The 13613-nt window shown below is 71.9% G+C and carries 11 protein-coding genes; 7 read left to right on the top strand and 4 right to left on the bottom strand.

What is annotated here, in order from left to right:
* Positions 1-65: 65 nt before the first annotated feature.
* Together ABD161_RS02295 and ABD161_RS02290 are read right to left on the bottom strand one after the other, a co-directional pair.
* The gene (locus ABD161_RS02295; RefSeq protein WP_343999337.1) at positions 66-1724 is read right to left on the bottom strand and encodes a phospho-sugar mutase; all 1659 of its coding nucleotides are present in this window, start codon (positions 1722-1724) and stop codon (positions 66-68) included.
* Positions 1724-2548, bottom strand: coding sequence for a purine-nucleoside phosphorylase (locus ABD161_RS02290; protein WP_135115556.1), 825 nt, complete (start codon positions 2546-2548; stop codon positions 1724-1726). Before ABD161_RS02290 ends, ABD161_RS02295 begins: the two co-directional genes overlap by 1 nt.
* A 116-nt stretch (positions 2549-2664) precedes the next feature.
* Here ABD161_RS02290 and ABD161_RS02285 point away from each other — a divergent pair, with 116 nt between their 5' ends.
* Both ABD161_RS02285 and ABD161_RS02280 read left to right on the top strand, forming a co-directional pair.
* Positions 2665-4098 (top strand): NAD(P)H-quinone dehydrogenase, encoded by a 1434-nt coding sequence (locus ABD161_RS02285; protein WP_135115557.1) that lies wholly within the window; start codon positions 2665-2667, stop codon positions 4096-4098.
* 22 nt (positions 4099-4120) lie between these two features.
* Positions 4121-4789 (top strand): hypothetical protein, encoded by a 669-nt coding sequence (locus ABD161_RS02280; protein ID WP_343999313.1) that lies wholly within the window; start codon positions 4121-4123, stop codon positions 4787-4789.
* 75 nt (positions 4790-4864) lie between these two features.
* Here the strand turns inward: ABD161_RS02280 and ABD161_RS02275 are convergent, their stop codons facing one another.
* Together ABD161_RS02275 and ABD161_RS02270 are read right to left on the bottom strand one after the other, a co-directional pair.
* The gene (locus tag ABD161_RS02275) at positions 4865-6634 is read right to left on the bottom strand and encodes an acetyl/propionyl/methylcrotonyl-CoA carboxylase subunit alpha (protein ID WP_343999311.1); all 1770 of its coding nucleotides are present in this window, start codon (positions 6632-6634) and stop codon (positions 4865-4867) included.
* A gap of 323 nt (positions 6635-6957) precedes the next feature.
* Complete coding sequence (locus ABD161_RS02270) at positions 6958-7608, bottom strand: Maf family protein (RefSeq protein ID WP_343999308.1); 651 nt, start codon at positions 7606-7608, stop codon at positions 6958-6960.
* A gap of 62 nt (positions 7609-7670) precedes the next feature.
* Between ABD161_RS02270 and ABD161_RS02265 the strand changes: the two genes are divergently transcribed.
* The 5 genes from ABD161_RS02265 to ABD161_RS02245 are packed head-to-tail and all read left to right on the top strand — an operon-like array spanning position 7671 to position 12606.
* Positions 7671-8951, top strand: coding sequence for a class I SAM-dependent RNA methyltransferase (locus tag ABD161_RS02265; protein WP_135115560.1), 1281 nt, complete (start codon positions 7671-7673; stop codon positions 8949-8951).
* A 26-nt stretch (positions 8952-8977) separates the two neighbouring features.
* The gene (locus ABD161_RS02260; RefSeq protein WP_343999305.1) at positions 8978-9667 is read left to right on the top strand and encodes a Pr6Pr family membrane protein; all 690 of its coding nucleotides are present in this window, start codon (positions 8978-8980) and stop codon (positions 9665-9667) included.
* The gene (locus ABD161_RS02255; protein WP_135115562.1) at positions 9664-10311 is read left to right on the top strand and encodes a response regulator transcription factor; all 648 of its coding nucleotides are present in this window, start codon (positions 9664-9666) and stop codon (positions 10309-10311) included. The genes ABD161_RS02260 and ABD161_RS02255 overlap by 4 nt, the downstream gene beginning before the upstream one ends.
* A 4-nt stretch (positions 10312-10315) precedes the next feature.
* A complete protein-coding gene (locus tag ABD161_RS02250) occupies positions 10316-11560 on the top strand; it encodes a sensor histidine kinase (protein WP_343999302.1) in 1245 nt (414 codons plus the stop codon).
* Entirely contained in the window at positions 11557-12606 is a 1050-nt protein-coding gene (locus tag ABD161_RS02245; RefSeq protein ID WP_343999300.1) for a hypothetical protein, read from the top strand. Before ABD161_RS02250 ends, ABD161_RS02245 begins: the two co-directional genes overlap by 4 nt.
* Positions 12607-13613: the final 1007 nt, after the last annotated feature.

The raw sequence follows: 13613 nt of genomic DNA, 5'->3' as shown, positions 1-13613 counted from the left end.
GGGCGGCGCCGGGCGGCCGTCCGTCTGCTCGAATGCTACGACTCGGGCAGACGGCGGCCAAGGGGTCAGGAGAGCCGGTCGAGCAGCTCCCGCACCGCCTGCTCGAGGGCGACGAGGCGTGCGGCCGAGTCCTCCGCCGACTCGCCGCGCACATCCAGGTACGCCTTCAGCTTCGGCTCCGTGCCGCTCGGGCGGGCGATGACGCGGGATCCGTCCGCGAGCGCGTAGCGCAGGACGTCGCCGCCGAGCCGCGCCGGGTCCTGCAGCAGGTCGTCGGCACGCTCGACGGCGGTCTCGCCGAAGGCCGCGGGCGGCTCGGCGCGCAGCGAGGCCATGATCGTGGCGATCGTCGAGACGTCCTCGACGCGCAGCGACACCTGGCCGCTCGCGTAGAAGCCGATCTCGGCCGTCAGCTCGTCGAGCAGGTCGGCGATGGTGGCGCCGCGTCCGCGCGCCTCCGCCGCGAGCTCGAGGAACGCGATCGAGGCGGAGATCCCGTCCTTGTCGCGCACCGTCTCGGGGTTCACGAGGTAGCCGAGGGCCTCCTCGAAGCCGAAGACGAGGCCGGGGGCGCGGGAGATCCACTTGAAGCCCGTGAGCGTCTCGTGGAAGCCGAGTCCGTACTTCTCCGCGATCGCGCCGAGCCCCGGCGACGACACGAGCGAGCACGCGAGCGACGCATCCGGCGTCCCGGCGGCGGCACGGGCGGCGCGGCGGCCGAGCAGCAGGCCCACCTCGTTGCCGGTGAGACGACGCCAGCCGCTCTCAGCGGGGATGGCGACCGCGAGGCGGTCGGCATCCGGATCCTGCGCGAGCACGAACTCCGCGCCCGAGGCCGCCGCGGTCGCGAACGCGAGGTCCATGGCGCCCGGCTCCTCGGGGTTCGGGAACGCCACGGTCGGGAAGGTGCCGTCGGGCTCGATCTGCTCGGGCACGACCGTCGGCTGGGGGTAGCCCGCCTCCTCGAGCACGCGCGAGAAGGTCTCCCATCCGACGCCGTGCATCGCGGTGTAGACCCAGCGCGTGCCGGCGGCGCCCTCGGGCGCGGGCCCGACGGCGGCGGTGGCCGAGACGTAGGCCTCGATCACGGCCTCGTCGGCGATCTCGTACGCGCTCGAGCGCGGCAGGTCGCTCACCGACTGCTCGTCGGCGACCCGACGGATGCTGGCGGCGATGTCGGCGTCCGACGGGGCGACGATCTGGGAGCCGGCGTCGCTGCCGCCGAGGTACACCTTGTAGCCGTTGTCGTTCGGCGGGTTGTGGCTGGCGGTCACCATGACGCCGGCGTCGGCGCCGAAATGGCGCACCGCGAAGGCGAGCACGGGCGTCGGCAGGCGACGGGGGAGCAGGATGGCCCGCAGCCCGGCACCGGCGAACAGCTCGGCGGAGTCGCGCGCGAAGACGTCGGAGTTGCGGCGGCCGTCGTAGCCGACGACGACCGTCGGAGTCGCCTCGGGGTCGCGCGTCCGCAGGAACTCGGCGAAGCCCGCGGCGGCCTGCGCGACGAGCACGCGGTTCATCCGGTTGCTGCCGGCGCCGAGCGCCCCGCGAAGGCCCGCGGTGCCGAACTGCAGCCGGCCGTCGAAGCGGTCGGCGAGGTCGTCGGCCGCGTCCTCGTCGCCGGCCTCGACGCGCTCGATCAGCGCGGCGAGCTCGGTGCGGGTCTGCTCGTCGGGGTCCTGTGCGAGCCAGGCGCGGGCGCGATCCAGGATCGCCGCGCCCATCAGAGTCGTCCGATCACGCGGGCGAGCAGGTCGGAGATCACCGGCTCGGCCTGACGGCCGGCGTCGATCACCTCTTCGTGACTGAGCGGATCGGGCGAGATCCCGGCCGCGAGGTTCGTGATCAGCGAGAAGCCGAGCACTTCCATGCCGGCCTGGCGGGCGGCGATCGCCTCGAGAGCGGTCGACATGCCGACGATGTGGCCGCCCATCGCCTTCGCCATCTGCACCTCGGCGGGGGTCTCGTAGTGCGGCCCGCGGAACTGGCAGTAGACACCCTCGTCGAGGCTCGGGTCGATCTCGCGCGCGAGGTCGCGCAGGCGGCGCGAGTAGAGGTCGGTCAGGTCGATGAAGGTGGCGCCCTCCAGCGGAGAGTCGGCCGTGAGGTTGAGGTGGTCGCTGATCAGCACCGGCTGGCCGGGTGCCCAGTGCTCCTTGATGCCGCCCGCGCCGTTCGTCAGCACCATGGTCTTCGCGCCGGCGGCGGCGGCCGTGCGGACGCTGTGGACGACGCGGCGGACGCCGTGGCCCTCGTAGTAGTGGGTGCGGGCGCCGATCACCAGCACTGCCTTGCCGCCCTCGGTGCGCAGCGACCGGATCGTTCCCACGTGGCCGGCGAGCGCGGGCTTCGAGAACCCGGTGACCTCGGTCGCGGGGATCTCCGCGACCGTCTCGCCGATGAGCTCGGCGGCCTTGCCCCAGCCGCTTCCGAGCGTCACGGCGATGTCGTGGCGGTCGACGCCGGTCAGCCGGGCGATGTCGGCGGCGGCCGCGGTGGCGACCTCGAACGGATCGGCGGGAGCGTCGAGCGGATGTGCCTGGGTCATGGATCCACGATAGATGTTCCGTTCTTTTCTTCCGCTCGCACCCGCTCGGGCGACGCTTCGCGCCGCCGAACCCGCGCCCGTTCGACGCGGGCCCCGCGGGGGACAAGAATGGGGGCATGGTCTTCGACTTCGAACGCAGGCAGCGGATCGCGATCCTCGGCGGTGGCCCGGGCGGATATGAGGCGGCGCTCGCCGGCGCACAGCTCGGGGCGGATGTCACCGTCATCGAGCGCGTCGGGATCGGCGGCTCGGCGGTGATCACCGACGTCGTGCCCTCGAAGACCCTGATCGCCACGGCCGACGCGGCGCTCGCGGTCGCGGAGGCGGGCGACCTCGGCGTGCAGTTCTACGCCAAGGGCGACAGCGGCAAACCGCTCAAGCCCGAGATCGCGATCAACCTGCTGGCGATCAACAAGCGGCTTCTGGCGCTCGCCGGGCAGCAGTCGGAGGACATGCGCAGCAGCCTGCTCGAGGCGGGCGTGCGGATCATCGCCGGTCATGGCCGGCTCGAGGGCGAGGACGCGGTCGTCGTCTCGACGGGCCAGGACGGCACCGACTTCGACCGCATCGAGGCCGACACGATCGTCATCTCCACCGGGGCGACGCCCCGCGAGCTGCCCGCGGCGCGCCCGGACGGCGACCGCATCCTGACGTGGAAGCAGCTGTACAACCTCACGGCCGTCCCCGAGCACCTGATCGTGGTCGGCTCGGGCGTGACCGGCGCCGAGTTCGCCTCGGCCTACATGAACCTCGGTGCGAAGGTCACGCTGGTCTCGAGCCGCGACCAGGTGCTGCCCGGTGAGGACGCCGACGCCGCCAAGGTGCTCGAGAAGGTCTTCAAGCGCGGCGGCATGACGCTCCTCGCCAAGGCTCGCGCCGACAAGGTCGAGAACACCGGCGAGGGCGTCGTCGTCACGCTCTCGGACGGCCGCACGATCGAGGGCTCGCACTGCCTCATGGCCGTCGGCGCTGTGCCCAACACGGCGGGCATCGGCCTCGAGGAGGCCGGTGTGCAGATGACCGAGTCCGGCCACATCCGGGTCAACAAGGTCAGTCGCACCTCGGTGCCGAACATCTACGCCGCGGGCGACTGCACCACGCTGCTGCCGCTCGCCTCCGTCGCGTCGATGCAGGGGCGCACCGCCGTCTTCCACGCGATGGGCGACACGGCGATCCCGCTCGAGGAGCGCAAGATCGCGTCGAACATCTTCACCAACCCCGAGATCGCGACGGTCGGCTGGACCGAGAAGCAGATCGAGGAGCGCGTCGTCGACGGCGAGGTGCACACCCTCCCGCTGTCGTCCAACGCGCGCGCGAAGATGATGGGCGTCAAGGACGGCTTCGTGAAGCTCTTCGCGCGCACCGGGTCGGGCACCGTCATCGGCGGCGTGATCGTGGCGCCCAAGGCGTCCGAGCTGATCTTCCCCCTGTCCCTCGCGGTCGAGCGGCGCCTCACCGTCGACCAGCTCGCCCGGGCGTTCGCGGCCTACCCGTCGCTGTCCGGATCCATCACGGATGCGGCCCGCGCCATGCACCACGTCCAGTCCTGACACGACTCCGGAGGCGGCGCTCATGACCGAGACGACGGATCCTCCGGCCGGGTCGACTGCGCCCCAGCGGGTGCTGCGGTGGGTGCTCGGCGCCGTCGTGGTGTTCCTCGCCGTCCTCGGGTCGCTCGCGCTGCTCGGCGCGATGAAGGTCATCCCCGAGATCGCGCTGTTCGGCAATGAGTCCGAGGAGCGCAACGCGCAGGTGCTCACCGCCGTCTCCCGCGAGGAGCAGGTCGTGCTGCTGAGCCTCGGGATCGAGGGGATCGACGAGAAGACGGACAGGACGACGTTCCTCGGCGTCGACATCCCCGGCAGCGAGCGCGCCACGTTCGTGCAGTACTCGTTCAGCGCCAAGCTCGGGATCGAGGGAGGGGACGTCCGCATCGACGAGACCGGCGAGGGCGAGTACCGGATCACGGTGCCGGAGTTCGTCTTCATCGGGCACGACGACGAGCACTTCGAGCTGATCACGGAGCGCAACGGCGCCCTCAGCTGGATCACGCCCGAGATCGACGAGCTCGAGATGGTCCGCGGCATCCTGAGCGACGACGTGAAGGCGCAGTACGTCGCCGACAACGAGGCGCTGCTGCGGGAGCAGACCGAGAGCTTCTATCGCCGGATCGTGACGGGGATCGATCCGGAGATCGAGCTCACGTTCGTCTTCGAGGACTCCGCGGGCTCCCGCCGCTGACCCGGCCGCGCGCCCGTCGTGCAGACGTGAGAGAGGCCCGGATCCGAGTGGATCCGGGCCTCTTCTGCGTCCTCGTCAGCTGATCTGCAGCAGCTGGTGGCCGGCCGACACCGTCGCACCGGGAGTCGCGTCGATCGCGCGGACCACGCCGTCCTTGTGGGCCTGGAGCGGCTGCTCCATCTTCATCGCCTCGAGCACGACCACCAGGTCGCCCTTGACGACCGACTGGCCCTCCTCGACGGCGACCTTCACGATCGTCGCCTGCATGGGCGACTTCACGGCGTCGCCGGACGCCCCGCTCGACACGGCGGCCGAGGCGTGGCTGCGACGCGAGGGCGGCACGATCGCCGGGCGTCCCTGCGTGCCCGGGGCCTGGGCGATGCGGTCGGGAAGCGAGACCTCCAGGCGCTTTCCCGCGACCTCGACGACGACCGTGTGGCGCGTCTCGGCGGGCTTGGCGGCCTCGAGCTCGCCATCCCAGGCGGGGATGTCGTTGACGAACTCGGTCTCGATCCAGCGGGTGAAGACCCCGAACGTGCCGTCCTCGGCCGTGAAGGCGGGATCGCGCACGACCTTGCGGTGGAAGGGCAGCACGGTCGGAAGCCCGGCGACCTCGAACTCGTCGAGGGCTCGGCGGGAGCGCTCGATCGCCTCCGCGCGGTCGCGTCCCGTGACGATGATCTTCGCCAGCAGCGAGTCGAACGCACCGCCCACGACGTCGCCGGCGGTGACGCCGGAGTCGAGACGGATGCCGGGGCCGCCGAAGGTCTTGAAGACGTGGATCGGGCCGGGCTGGGGGAGGAACCCGCGACCCGGGTCCTCGCCGTTGATGCGGAACTCGATCGAGTGGCCCGTCGGCGCGGGGTCGTCGTAGTCGATCAGCCCGCCCGCGGCGATGCGGAACTGCTCGCGCACCAGGTCGATGCCCGTGACCTCCTCGGAGACGGGGTGCTCGACCTGCAGCCGCGTGTTGACCTCGAGGAACGAGATGGTGCCGTCGGCGCCGATGAGGAACTCGCAGGTTCCGGCGCCGACGTAGCCGACCTCGCGCAGGATCGCCTTGGACGCCTCGTAGAGCGTGGCGTTCTGCTCGTCCGTGAGGAACGGCGCGGGCGCCTCCTCGACGAGCTTCTGGTGGCGGCGCTGCAGCGAGCAGTCGCGCGTCGAGATCACGACCACGTTGCCGGCGGCATCCGCGAGACACTGCGTCTCGACGTGGCGCGGCTTGTCGAGGTACTTCTCGACGAAGCACTCGCCGCGACCGAACGCCGCGATCGCCTCGCGCGTCGCCGACTCGAACTGCTCGGGCACCTCGTCGATCGTGCGGGCCACCTTCAGGCCGCGCCCGCCGCCGCCGTAGGCGGCCTTGATCGCGATGGGAAGACCCACCTCGCGGGCGAAGGCGACGACTTCGTCGGCGGTCTCGACCGGGCCCGGCGTGCCGGGGGCGAGCGGGGCGCCGACCTTCTCGGCGACGTGACGCGCGGTCACCTTGTCGCCGAGGGCCTCGATCGCCTCGGGCGACGGGCCGATCCAGATCAGTCCCGCGCCGATGACGGCGCGCGCGAACTCGGCGTTCTCGGCGAGGAAGCCGTAGCCGGGGTGCACGGCGTCGGCGCCGGAGCGGCGGGCGACCGAGAGGATCTTGTCGATCTGCAGGTACGTGTCGGCGCTGGTGGCGCCGTCGAGGGCGTAGGCCTCGTCGGCGAGACGTGCGTGAAGCGCATCGCGATCCGGGTCGGCGTAGACGGCGACAGACGAGATCCCCGAGTCGCGCGCCGCGCGGACGATGCGTACGGCGATCTCGCCGCGGTTCGCGATGAGCACCTTGGCGATGGAAGGCATGGATTCGAGCCTACCCACGGGCGTGCCGCGGCATTTGACGCCGCTCGACAAGAAAACCGCCATAACGTGTGGGGCGGTCCACTGGTTGCTCACGCCTGCCGCATCCGCTCGGGCACCCGCTTCGCGGATGCCGCTCGCGTCTGCGGACGCTGTCGCTTCGCTCCATCGAAGGCGTGAGGGCAGCGCTTCGCGCTGCGGGCCGCATCCGCGGCACGCTCGCTTCGCTCGCACGGGGTGGGTGCTGGCGTTGTCGCGCCTGCCGCGTCCGCGGCGCGCTCGCTTCGCTGGCAGGTGCTGGCGCCGTCACGCCTCCCGCATCCGCGCTACGCCGGACGGTTCCAGAGGGTGGGCCAGGCGACGCCCAGCTCGCGCACGAGGCGGCGGACCGTCGACAGCGACATGCCCACCACGGTCGACGGGTCGCCCTCGACGCGCTCGATGAAGGCGCCGCCGACGCTGTCGACCGTGAAGGCCCCCGCCACGTGAAGCGGCTCTCCGGTCGCGACGTAGGCGGCGATCTCGGCGTCGTCGACGTCGGCGGCGAACGTCACGGCGGCCTCGGCGACCGCGTGCGCCTCCACCGGCTCGTCGTCGCCGGTCACGAGGAACACGCTGTGACCCGAGTGAAGGACGCCCGTGCGCCCCCGCATCCCGGTCCACCGCTCGGTCGCCGCCTCGGGGGTGTAGGGCTTGCCGTAGACGGTGCCGTCGAGCTCGAACATCGAGTCGCCGCCGATCACGACGCCCTCGAATCCGGGGTGCTCCTCGCGCACGCGCCGCGCGACATCCGCCGCCTTGAGGCGCGCAAGCAGCAGCACGTGCTCGGCGGGCGGCAGGATGCGCTCCTCCCGGGCCTCGGTCTCGGCGATCACCGCCTCCTCGTCGACCGCCGGCGCCAGGGCGACCGGCTCGATGCCGGCCTGCCGCAGCAGCATCAGGCGGGCGGGGGACGTCGAGGCGAGGCAGACCTGCATGACGTCATCCTCTCAGGAGGGTTCGAGGGGTTCGGTCAGGCGCGGGCTGAGAGGATGGACGGATGCAGAGCGGGGATGTCGTCGACCTGGACGTGACCGGGGTCGCCCACGGGGGAGTGTTCGTCGCGCGCGAGGAAGGTCTCGTGGTCTTCGTCCCCGACGCCCTTCCCGGCGAGCGGATCCGGGCGCGGATCACCGAGGTGAAGAAGTCGTTCGCGCGCGCGGAGGCCCTCGAGGTCCTCGACGCGTCGCCAGATCGCCGCCCCCACGTGTGGGCGCAGGCCGACATCTCGACGGCCCCCGAGGCGCGTCCGGGCGGTGCCGACTTCGGGCACATCTCCCTGCCGCGTCAGCGGGCGCTCAAGGCCCAGGTGCTGCGCGAGGCGTTCGAGCGCTTCGCGGGAACCGAGATCGACGTCGAGGTGCGGGGCCCCGAGGACCTGCTGGGCGGCGACCACCCGACGGTCCGAGGCACCGCCGACGGCACGCACTACCGCACCCGCGTCAGCCTCCACGTCGACGCCGAGGGCCGCATCGGCCCGTACGCCGCGCGCAGCCACACCGTGATCCCCGTCGACGCGTATCCGCTTGCGACGCCCGAGATCGAGGCCGTCGCGCTCGCCGTGCGCAAGGCGCCCGAGGGTCGGATCGACCTCGTGCAGCCGGCGGACGGCGCGGTCCGCACCATCCGCCGCGCGGCCCGCACCGGCGACCGCCGGCGCCGCTTCGCCCCCAAGCCCGAGCGCGTCGTGCCCGAGGTCGTCACCGAGCGCGTCGGCGACCGCGAGTTCCAGGTGGATGCCGGCGCCTTCTGGCAGGTGCACCGCGCCGCGGCGGCGACGCTCGACCGCGCGGTCCGCGACGCCCTCGGCGAACTCTCCAGCGACGCCTGGCACCTCGACCTCTATGGCGGCGTCGGCCTGTTCGCCGCCGCCCTCGGCGACCTCGCCGGAAGCGCGAGGATCACGACGGTCGAGTCGGAGCCGCGCGCGACGGCGCACGCCGAGCGCAACCTCGAGGAGTTCGGCGCGGAGGCCGTCACGGCGCGCGTCGACCGGTTCCTGTCGCGCGTGTCGAACCAGGCGAGCCTGTTCGATCGCGAGATGCTCACGCGCGGCGTCACGCTTCTCGATCCGCCCCGCTCCGGAGCGGGCCGCGAGGTCGTCGAGGGGATCGCCGACCTCGGCTCCTCGCGCGTCGCGTACGTCGCGTGCGATCCGGTCGCCCTCGCCCGCGACGTGGGCTACTTCCGCGCCTCGGGGTACGAGCTGCAGAGCATCCAGGCCTACGACCTGTTCCCGAACTCCCACCACGTCGAGGCCGTCGCCATCCTTCAGCGCTGACGCCGTCCCGCGGCTATCATCAGGCCGTGAGACGTCTTCTTGCGGCCCCCCAGTTCTGGTTCCGCGGGCTGCTCGTCGCCATCTCGGTGTTCGGCTTCATGGTCGGATCCCACTCGGTCTCGTACCTGACGACGATCACGAACGCGATCCTGCTCGGGTACCTCGTCGTCGGCGTCTGGACGATGTGGGTGCGCCGGTCTCCGGATCTGCCCGCCCCGCGCCTGCGCGGGGCGATCGCGACCTGGATGCTCTTCATCGCGCTCATCGCCCATTCGATGCTCGCGCACGGGGCGAACCCGTTCGACGAGGTCTTCGTGCCGGATCCCGCGGAGTCGCTGCAGGGAATCGCGCTCCTGATCGCGCACTACGTGATGCCGGCCGGGATCCTGATCGACTGGCTGGCGTTCGGCCCGCGCGGAAAGACCACCTGGCGCGACCTGCTGTGGTGGCCGCTGTTCCCCGTCGCCTACGGCGTGCTGACGATCCTTCGGGCGATCTGGTTCCCCGCGGTGACGAACCGGGTGCCGTATCCCTTCATGCAGCCGAACGGCGACGACTGGTTCGGGGTCGTCGTGTCGCTGCTGCCGATGATGCTGGCGGTGATGGCCATCGGCGCCGCCCTCATCGGATGGGATCGCGCGGTGGCGCTCGTCGCGGCCGGCGCGCAGTCGGCCGAGCGGGAGGCGGGCCGGGTGGCAGATAGGCTCTCGCCATGACCCGTGTGGCCCTCATCGACGACCACGAGTCCGTTCGCCTCGGACTCGTCGCCGCCCTCCAGCGCGACGGCGAGGACGTCGTGTTCGCGGGAGCGAGCGTTGCCGAGTACCGCGCGTGGCGACTGAGCGTGGCCGCGCCGCCCGCCGACGTGGTGCTGCTCGACCTGACGCTCGGCGACGGCACCACCGTCACCGAGAACGTCGTCGCCCTCGCCGGCGAGTCGGCGGTCATCATCCACTCCGTCGCCGACCGCCCGGCGGCCGTGCGCGAGGCGCTCGCGGCGGGAGCCGTCGGCGTCGTCAGCAAGGCATCCCCGCTCGACGACGTGCTCGGGGCCGTGCGCACCGCGGCGCGCGGCGAGCCGCTCAACAACGTCGAGTGGGCGAGCGCCGTCGAGGGCGACCGCGCCTTCGCCGACGCGCAGCTGTCGACCCGCGAGCGCGAGGTGCTGCGGCTCTACGCCGCCGGCCTTCCGCTGAAGATCGTCGCCGACCGCCTCGGTGTCGCGTACTCCACCGCCAAGGAGAACATCACGCGCGTGCGCATGAAGTACATCGAGGTCGGCCGGCCCGCGCCGACCAAGGTGGATCTGCTGCGCCGCGCGATGGAGGACGGCATCGTCGACGGGTCGGCGGGGGAATGACCCGGTGACATCCCCCCAGGGCGTCATCGACGCGGCATGGGGCACGCTGCCGCCCGCCGGCCGCACCGTCGAGACGGCAGGCCGCTACACGTCCACGCGGATGGAGCGGATCATCCAGATCACGGTGGCGGTCGGATGCCTCGCCATCGGCGGCCAGGGATTCGTCCTGTCGTGGGACATCTACGACATCGGGGTGCCGCACGCGGTGCTCCATGCGGTGCTGTTCCTGAGTCTCGCGGTCATGACCGCCTGCTGCCTGCTCGGTCGCGGGGCGCGGCTCGCCTCCGGGGTGTTCGCGGTCCTCTATCCGCTTGGGCTTCTGGCATGGCCGGCCGTGACGGCCGGCACGGCCCCCGATCCGGGGGTGCAGCCCTGGACCTTCTACCTGATCAACCTCGCTGTCGTCGGCGCGATGGTCGCCTTCCCGCTGCCGTGGCAGTACGTGTGGGCGATCGGCACGGCTGTCCTCTACGCCGTGGTGCGGCTCGTCCGCGGCGGCTTCGCGCCGGAGTTCTGGGTCGGGGTCGGCTACGACATCTCGGTCGCCCTGATCCTCGGGCTCGTCTTCGTGACGGTCGGGTGGGTGCTGCGGGGAGTCGCCGCCGGAGTGGATGCGGCCCGCGTGCAGGCAGTGTTGTCCTACGCGGCCGCGGCGTCCGCCGATGCGGGCGAGCAGGAGCGCATCGCCGTCGCGGCGCTGATGCACGACAGCGTGCTCGCCGCGCTGATCGCGGCGGAACGCGCCCACAGCGACCGTGAGCGGCAGCTTGCGGTGTCAATGGCGCGCGAGGCGCTGACCCGCCTCGCGAACGCGGAGTCGGATGACCCGGAGGGAAGCGACGAGCCGGTGCCGCGAAGCTGGGTCGCCGCCGGCATCGAGCACTCGGCCGAGGAGCTCGGCGTCTCGCTCGAGGCCGAGCGCGCCGACCTCGAGGACGCGACGGCCGTCGTCCCCGGCCGTGTCGCGCGCGCCGTGGTGCTCGCCGCGACGCAGGCGATCGCTAACGCGGTCCAGCACGCCGAGGGAGCGGGCCTGCGCGTCGTGGTGTCGCGCCACGGGAGCGGCGTGCGCGTCGAGGTGTCCGACACGGGCCCCGGCGTCGACGTGGCGGCCATCCCCGCGGATCGGCTCGGCATCCGCGCGTCGATCTTCGCGCGCATGGCCGCGGTGGGCGGCGAGGCGTCGATCGAATCCGGCGCGCGCGGCACCGTCGTGGCGCTGACGTGGGCGGGGGAGAAGCGAGCATGAGGAGCGTCCGCCGCGTCTTCGATGTCATCGCGCTCGCGCTGACCGCGTACTTCGCCGTCCGGGGTCTCCTCCGTCCGGACGGCGGGCTGGTGGGCCCGATCGTCGCCGTCTCCCTGTACCTCGCGCTGACGTTCATCGCTCTGTTCGTCGAGGAGCCGCATGCGGCCGGCGAGCCGGCGGCCGACGCGTCGGCGCGGGATCGGGCGGGGAGCGTACTGCCGCGCTGGACGGCAGCGGTGGTGCTCGTCGGCACCACCGCCCTGCCGCTGATCGTGACCGCCTACACGCCTCCGGACGGACGCACCGCGTCGCACGCCACGTGGTACCTCGGCGCGGTCGGTGCCGTCCTCACCATCGTCTGCGCGCGTCACCGGCCGATTCACGCCTGGATCGGCGTCGTCATCCTGACGGTGGAGTCGTCGCTCGCCATCGGCCTTGTCTCCGCGATGTCGCTCGGACTCGTCGGCTCTGCGGTGTGGGTGGCGCTGGCGCAGCTGCTGCTGGTCTTCACGGATCGCGCCTACCGCGACACCGCGCGCCTCGCGGCCCTGCAGCAGGCGACCTCGGCGTGGCAGGCGAGCCAGGCGGTGCGCCGGATGGAGCGGCGGCGGCGCGTGCAGTACGCGCTTGCCGTCGCCGGGCCGATCCTGTCCCGTGTGATCGCGGCGGACGGCGCCCTCACCGACGAGGAGCGCACGACCGCGCGCCTTGCCGAGGGCAGCCTGCGCGACGAGCTGCGCGGCGCGCGCTTGCTGGATGACGACGTGCGGGACGCGATCAGCGCGCTGCGCCTGCGCGGCGCCACCGTGACCGTGTTCGACGAGGGCGGCCTCGACGACATCGACGCCGAGGACCTCGATACGGTGCGCCACGAGCTCGCCGATACACTGCGCCGCACGGATGCCGCGCGCATCATCATCCGCACGGCCCCCGACCCGGAGGTGGCGATCACGATCGTCGGCCGGTCGCCGGGCGGCGACGGCCTGACGGACGAGGACGACGTGCAGCTCTGGCGCGAGGTCCCGCGCCCCGGCGTCCCCCGCTGACGCCCCGCCCCCGCTGCGAGTAGGTCATCTCGACTCGCAAGCTCGCTCGATAACCGGGGTTGGGCAACGGACCTGTGCCCCTGTGCGAACGAAGTGAGCGTGGAGCGAAGCGACCAACGCAGCGCGAAGCGCTGCCGCAGCGGAGCGTCAGCGACGGTGCCTCGCTCGCCGAGTGGCGGCGCGGAGCGTCGCCCGAGCGCGTGCGAGCCGCTTCTCAAAAGAACGCAGCGAGCCGAAGCGACCGACCTGTGCGAGTCGGTCATCTCGACTCGCAAGCTCGCTCGATAACCGGGGTGGGAGTGCAAAGGTGCGGCAAACGCACAGAACAGCGCGCGATGAGGTGCACACGCCGCACGTTTACCCCCACCGGTTGCTGAGCGAGCTTGCGAGCCGAAGCGACCGACATGTGCGAGTCGGTCATCTCGACTCGCTCCGCTCGCTCGATAACCGGGGTGAGTGCACGCAAAGGTGCGGCGAGCGCACCGAACAGGGCGCGATGAGGTGCACACGCCGCACGTTTACCCCCACCGGTTGCTGAGCGAGCCTGCGAGCCGAAGCGACCGACATGTGCGAGTCGGTCATCTCGACTCGCTCCGCTCGCTCGATAACCGGGCGGTGGGTACAGATAACCGGGCGGTCCGTACGGATAACCGGGCGGTGGGTATAGGGGCCTGTGCCCGGTGCGAACGAAGTGAGCGTGGAGCGAAGCGACCAACGCAGCGCGAAGCGCTGCCGCAACGGAGCGCCAGCGACGGTGCCTCGCTCACGAGTGCCGGCGCGGAGCGTCGGCGCGAGCGTGCGAGCCTCTTCTAAAGAGAACGCGTGCGAGCCTGGTCTAAAAAGAGAGGTGGGGGTGGCTATGCCACCCCCACCGGTCGCGGAACGGTTACCCGAAAACCGTCCGCTATGGGCCGCAGTCACATCCGTCTACCCTGGGACGGTGGTCGGCCAACGCTAAGCGTTTCCACACCAAGTATCCGCGGGATGCAACCTCGGCGTCTGTAGGT

This window comes from Microbacterium paludicola (genome assembly GCF_039529675.1).
In the GTDB taxonomy this organism is placed as follows: Bacteria; Actinomycetota; Actinomycetes; order Actinomycetales; family Microbacteriaceae; genus Microbacterium; species Microbacterium paludicola.
The sequence above is the reverse complement of the archived record's forward strand: the minus strand, read 5'-3'. Positions and strand labels throughout refer to the sequence as shown.

Bases quoted from the DNA above. Each gene is read 5' to 3' on its own strand.
- ABD161_RS02295 (WP_343999337.1), bottom strand. From the start codon at position 1,724: ATGGGCGCGGCGATCCTGGATCGCGCCCGCGCCTGGCTCGCACAGGAC.
- ABD161_RS02290 (WP_135115556.1), bottom strand. From the start codon at position 2,548: ATGACCCAGGCACATCCGCTCGACGCTCCCGCCGATCCGTTCGAGGTC.
- ABD161_RS02285 (WP_135115557.1), top strand. From the start codon at position 2,665: ATGGTCTTCGACTTCGAACGCAGGCAGCGGATCGCGATCCTCGGCGGT.
- ABD161_RS02280 (WP_343999313.1), top strand. From the start codon at position 4,121: ATGACCGAGACGACGGATCCTCCGGCCGGGTCGACTGCGCCCCAGCGG.
- ABD161_RS02275 (WP_343999311.1), bottom strand. From the start codon at position 6,634: ATGCCTTCCATCGCCAAGGTGCTCATCGCGAACCGCGGCGAGATCGCC.
- ABD161_RS02270 (WP_343999308.1), bottom strand. From the start codon at position 7,608: ATGCAGGTCTGCCTCGCCTCGACGTCCCCCGCCCGCCTGATGCTGCTG.
- ABD161_RS02265 (WP_135115560.1), top strand. From the start codon at position 7,671: ATGCAGAGCGGGGATGTCGTCGACCTGGACGTGACCGGGGTCGCCCAC.
- ABD161_RS02255 (WP_135115562.1), top strand. From the start codon at position 9,664: ATGACCCGTGTGGCCCTCATCGACGACCACGAGTCCGTTCGCCTCGGA.
- ABD161_RS02245 (WP_343999300.1), top strand. From the start codon at position 11,557: ATGAGGAGCGTCCGCCGCGTCTTCGATGTCATCGCGCTCGCGCTGACC.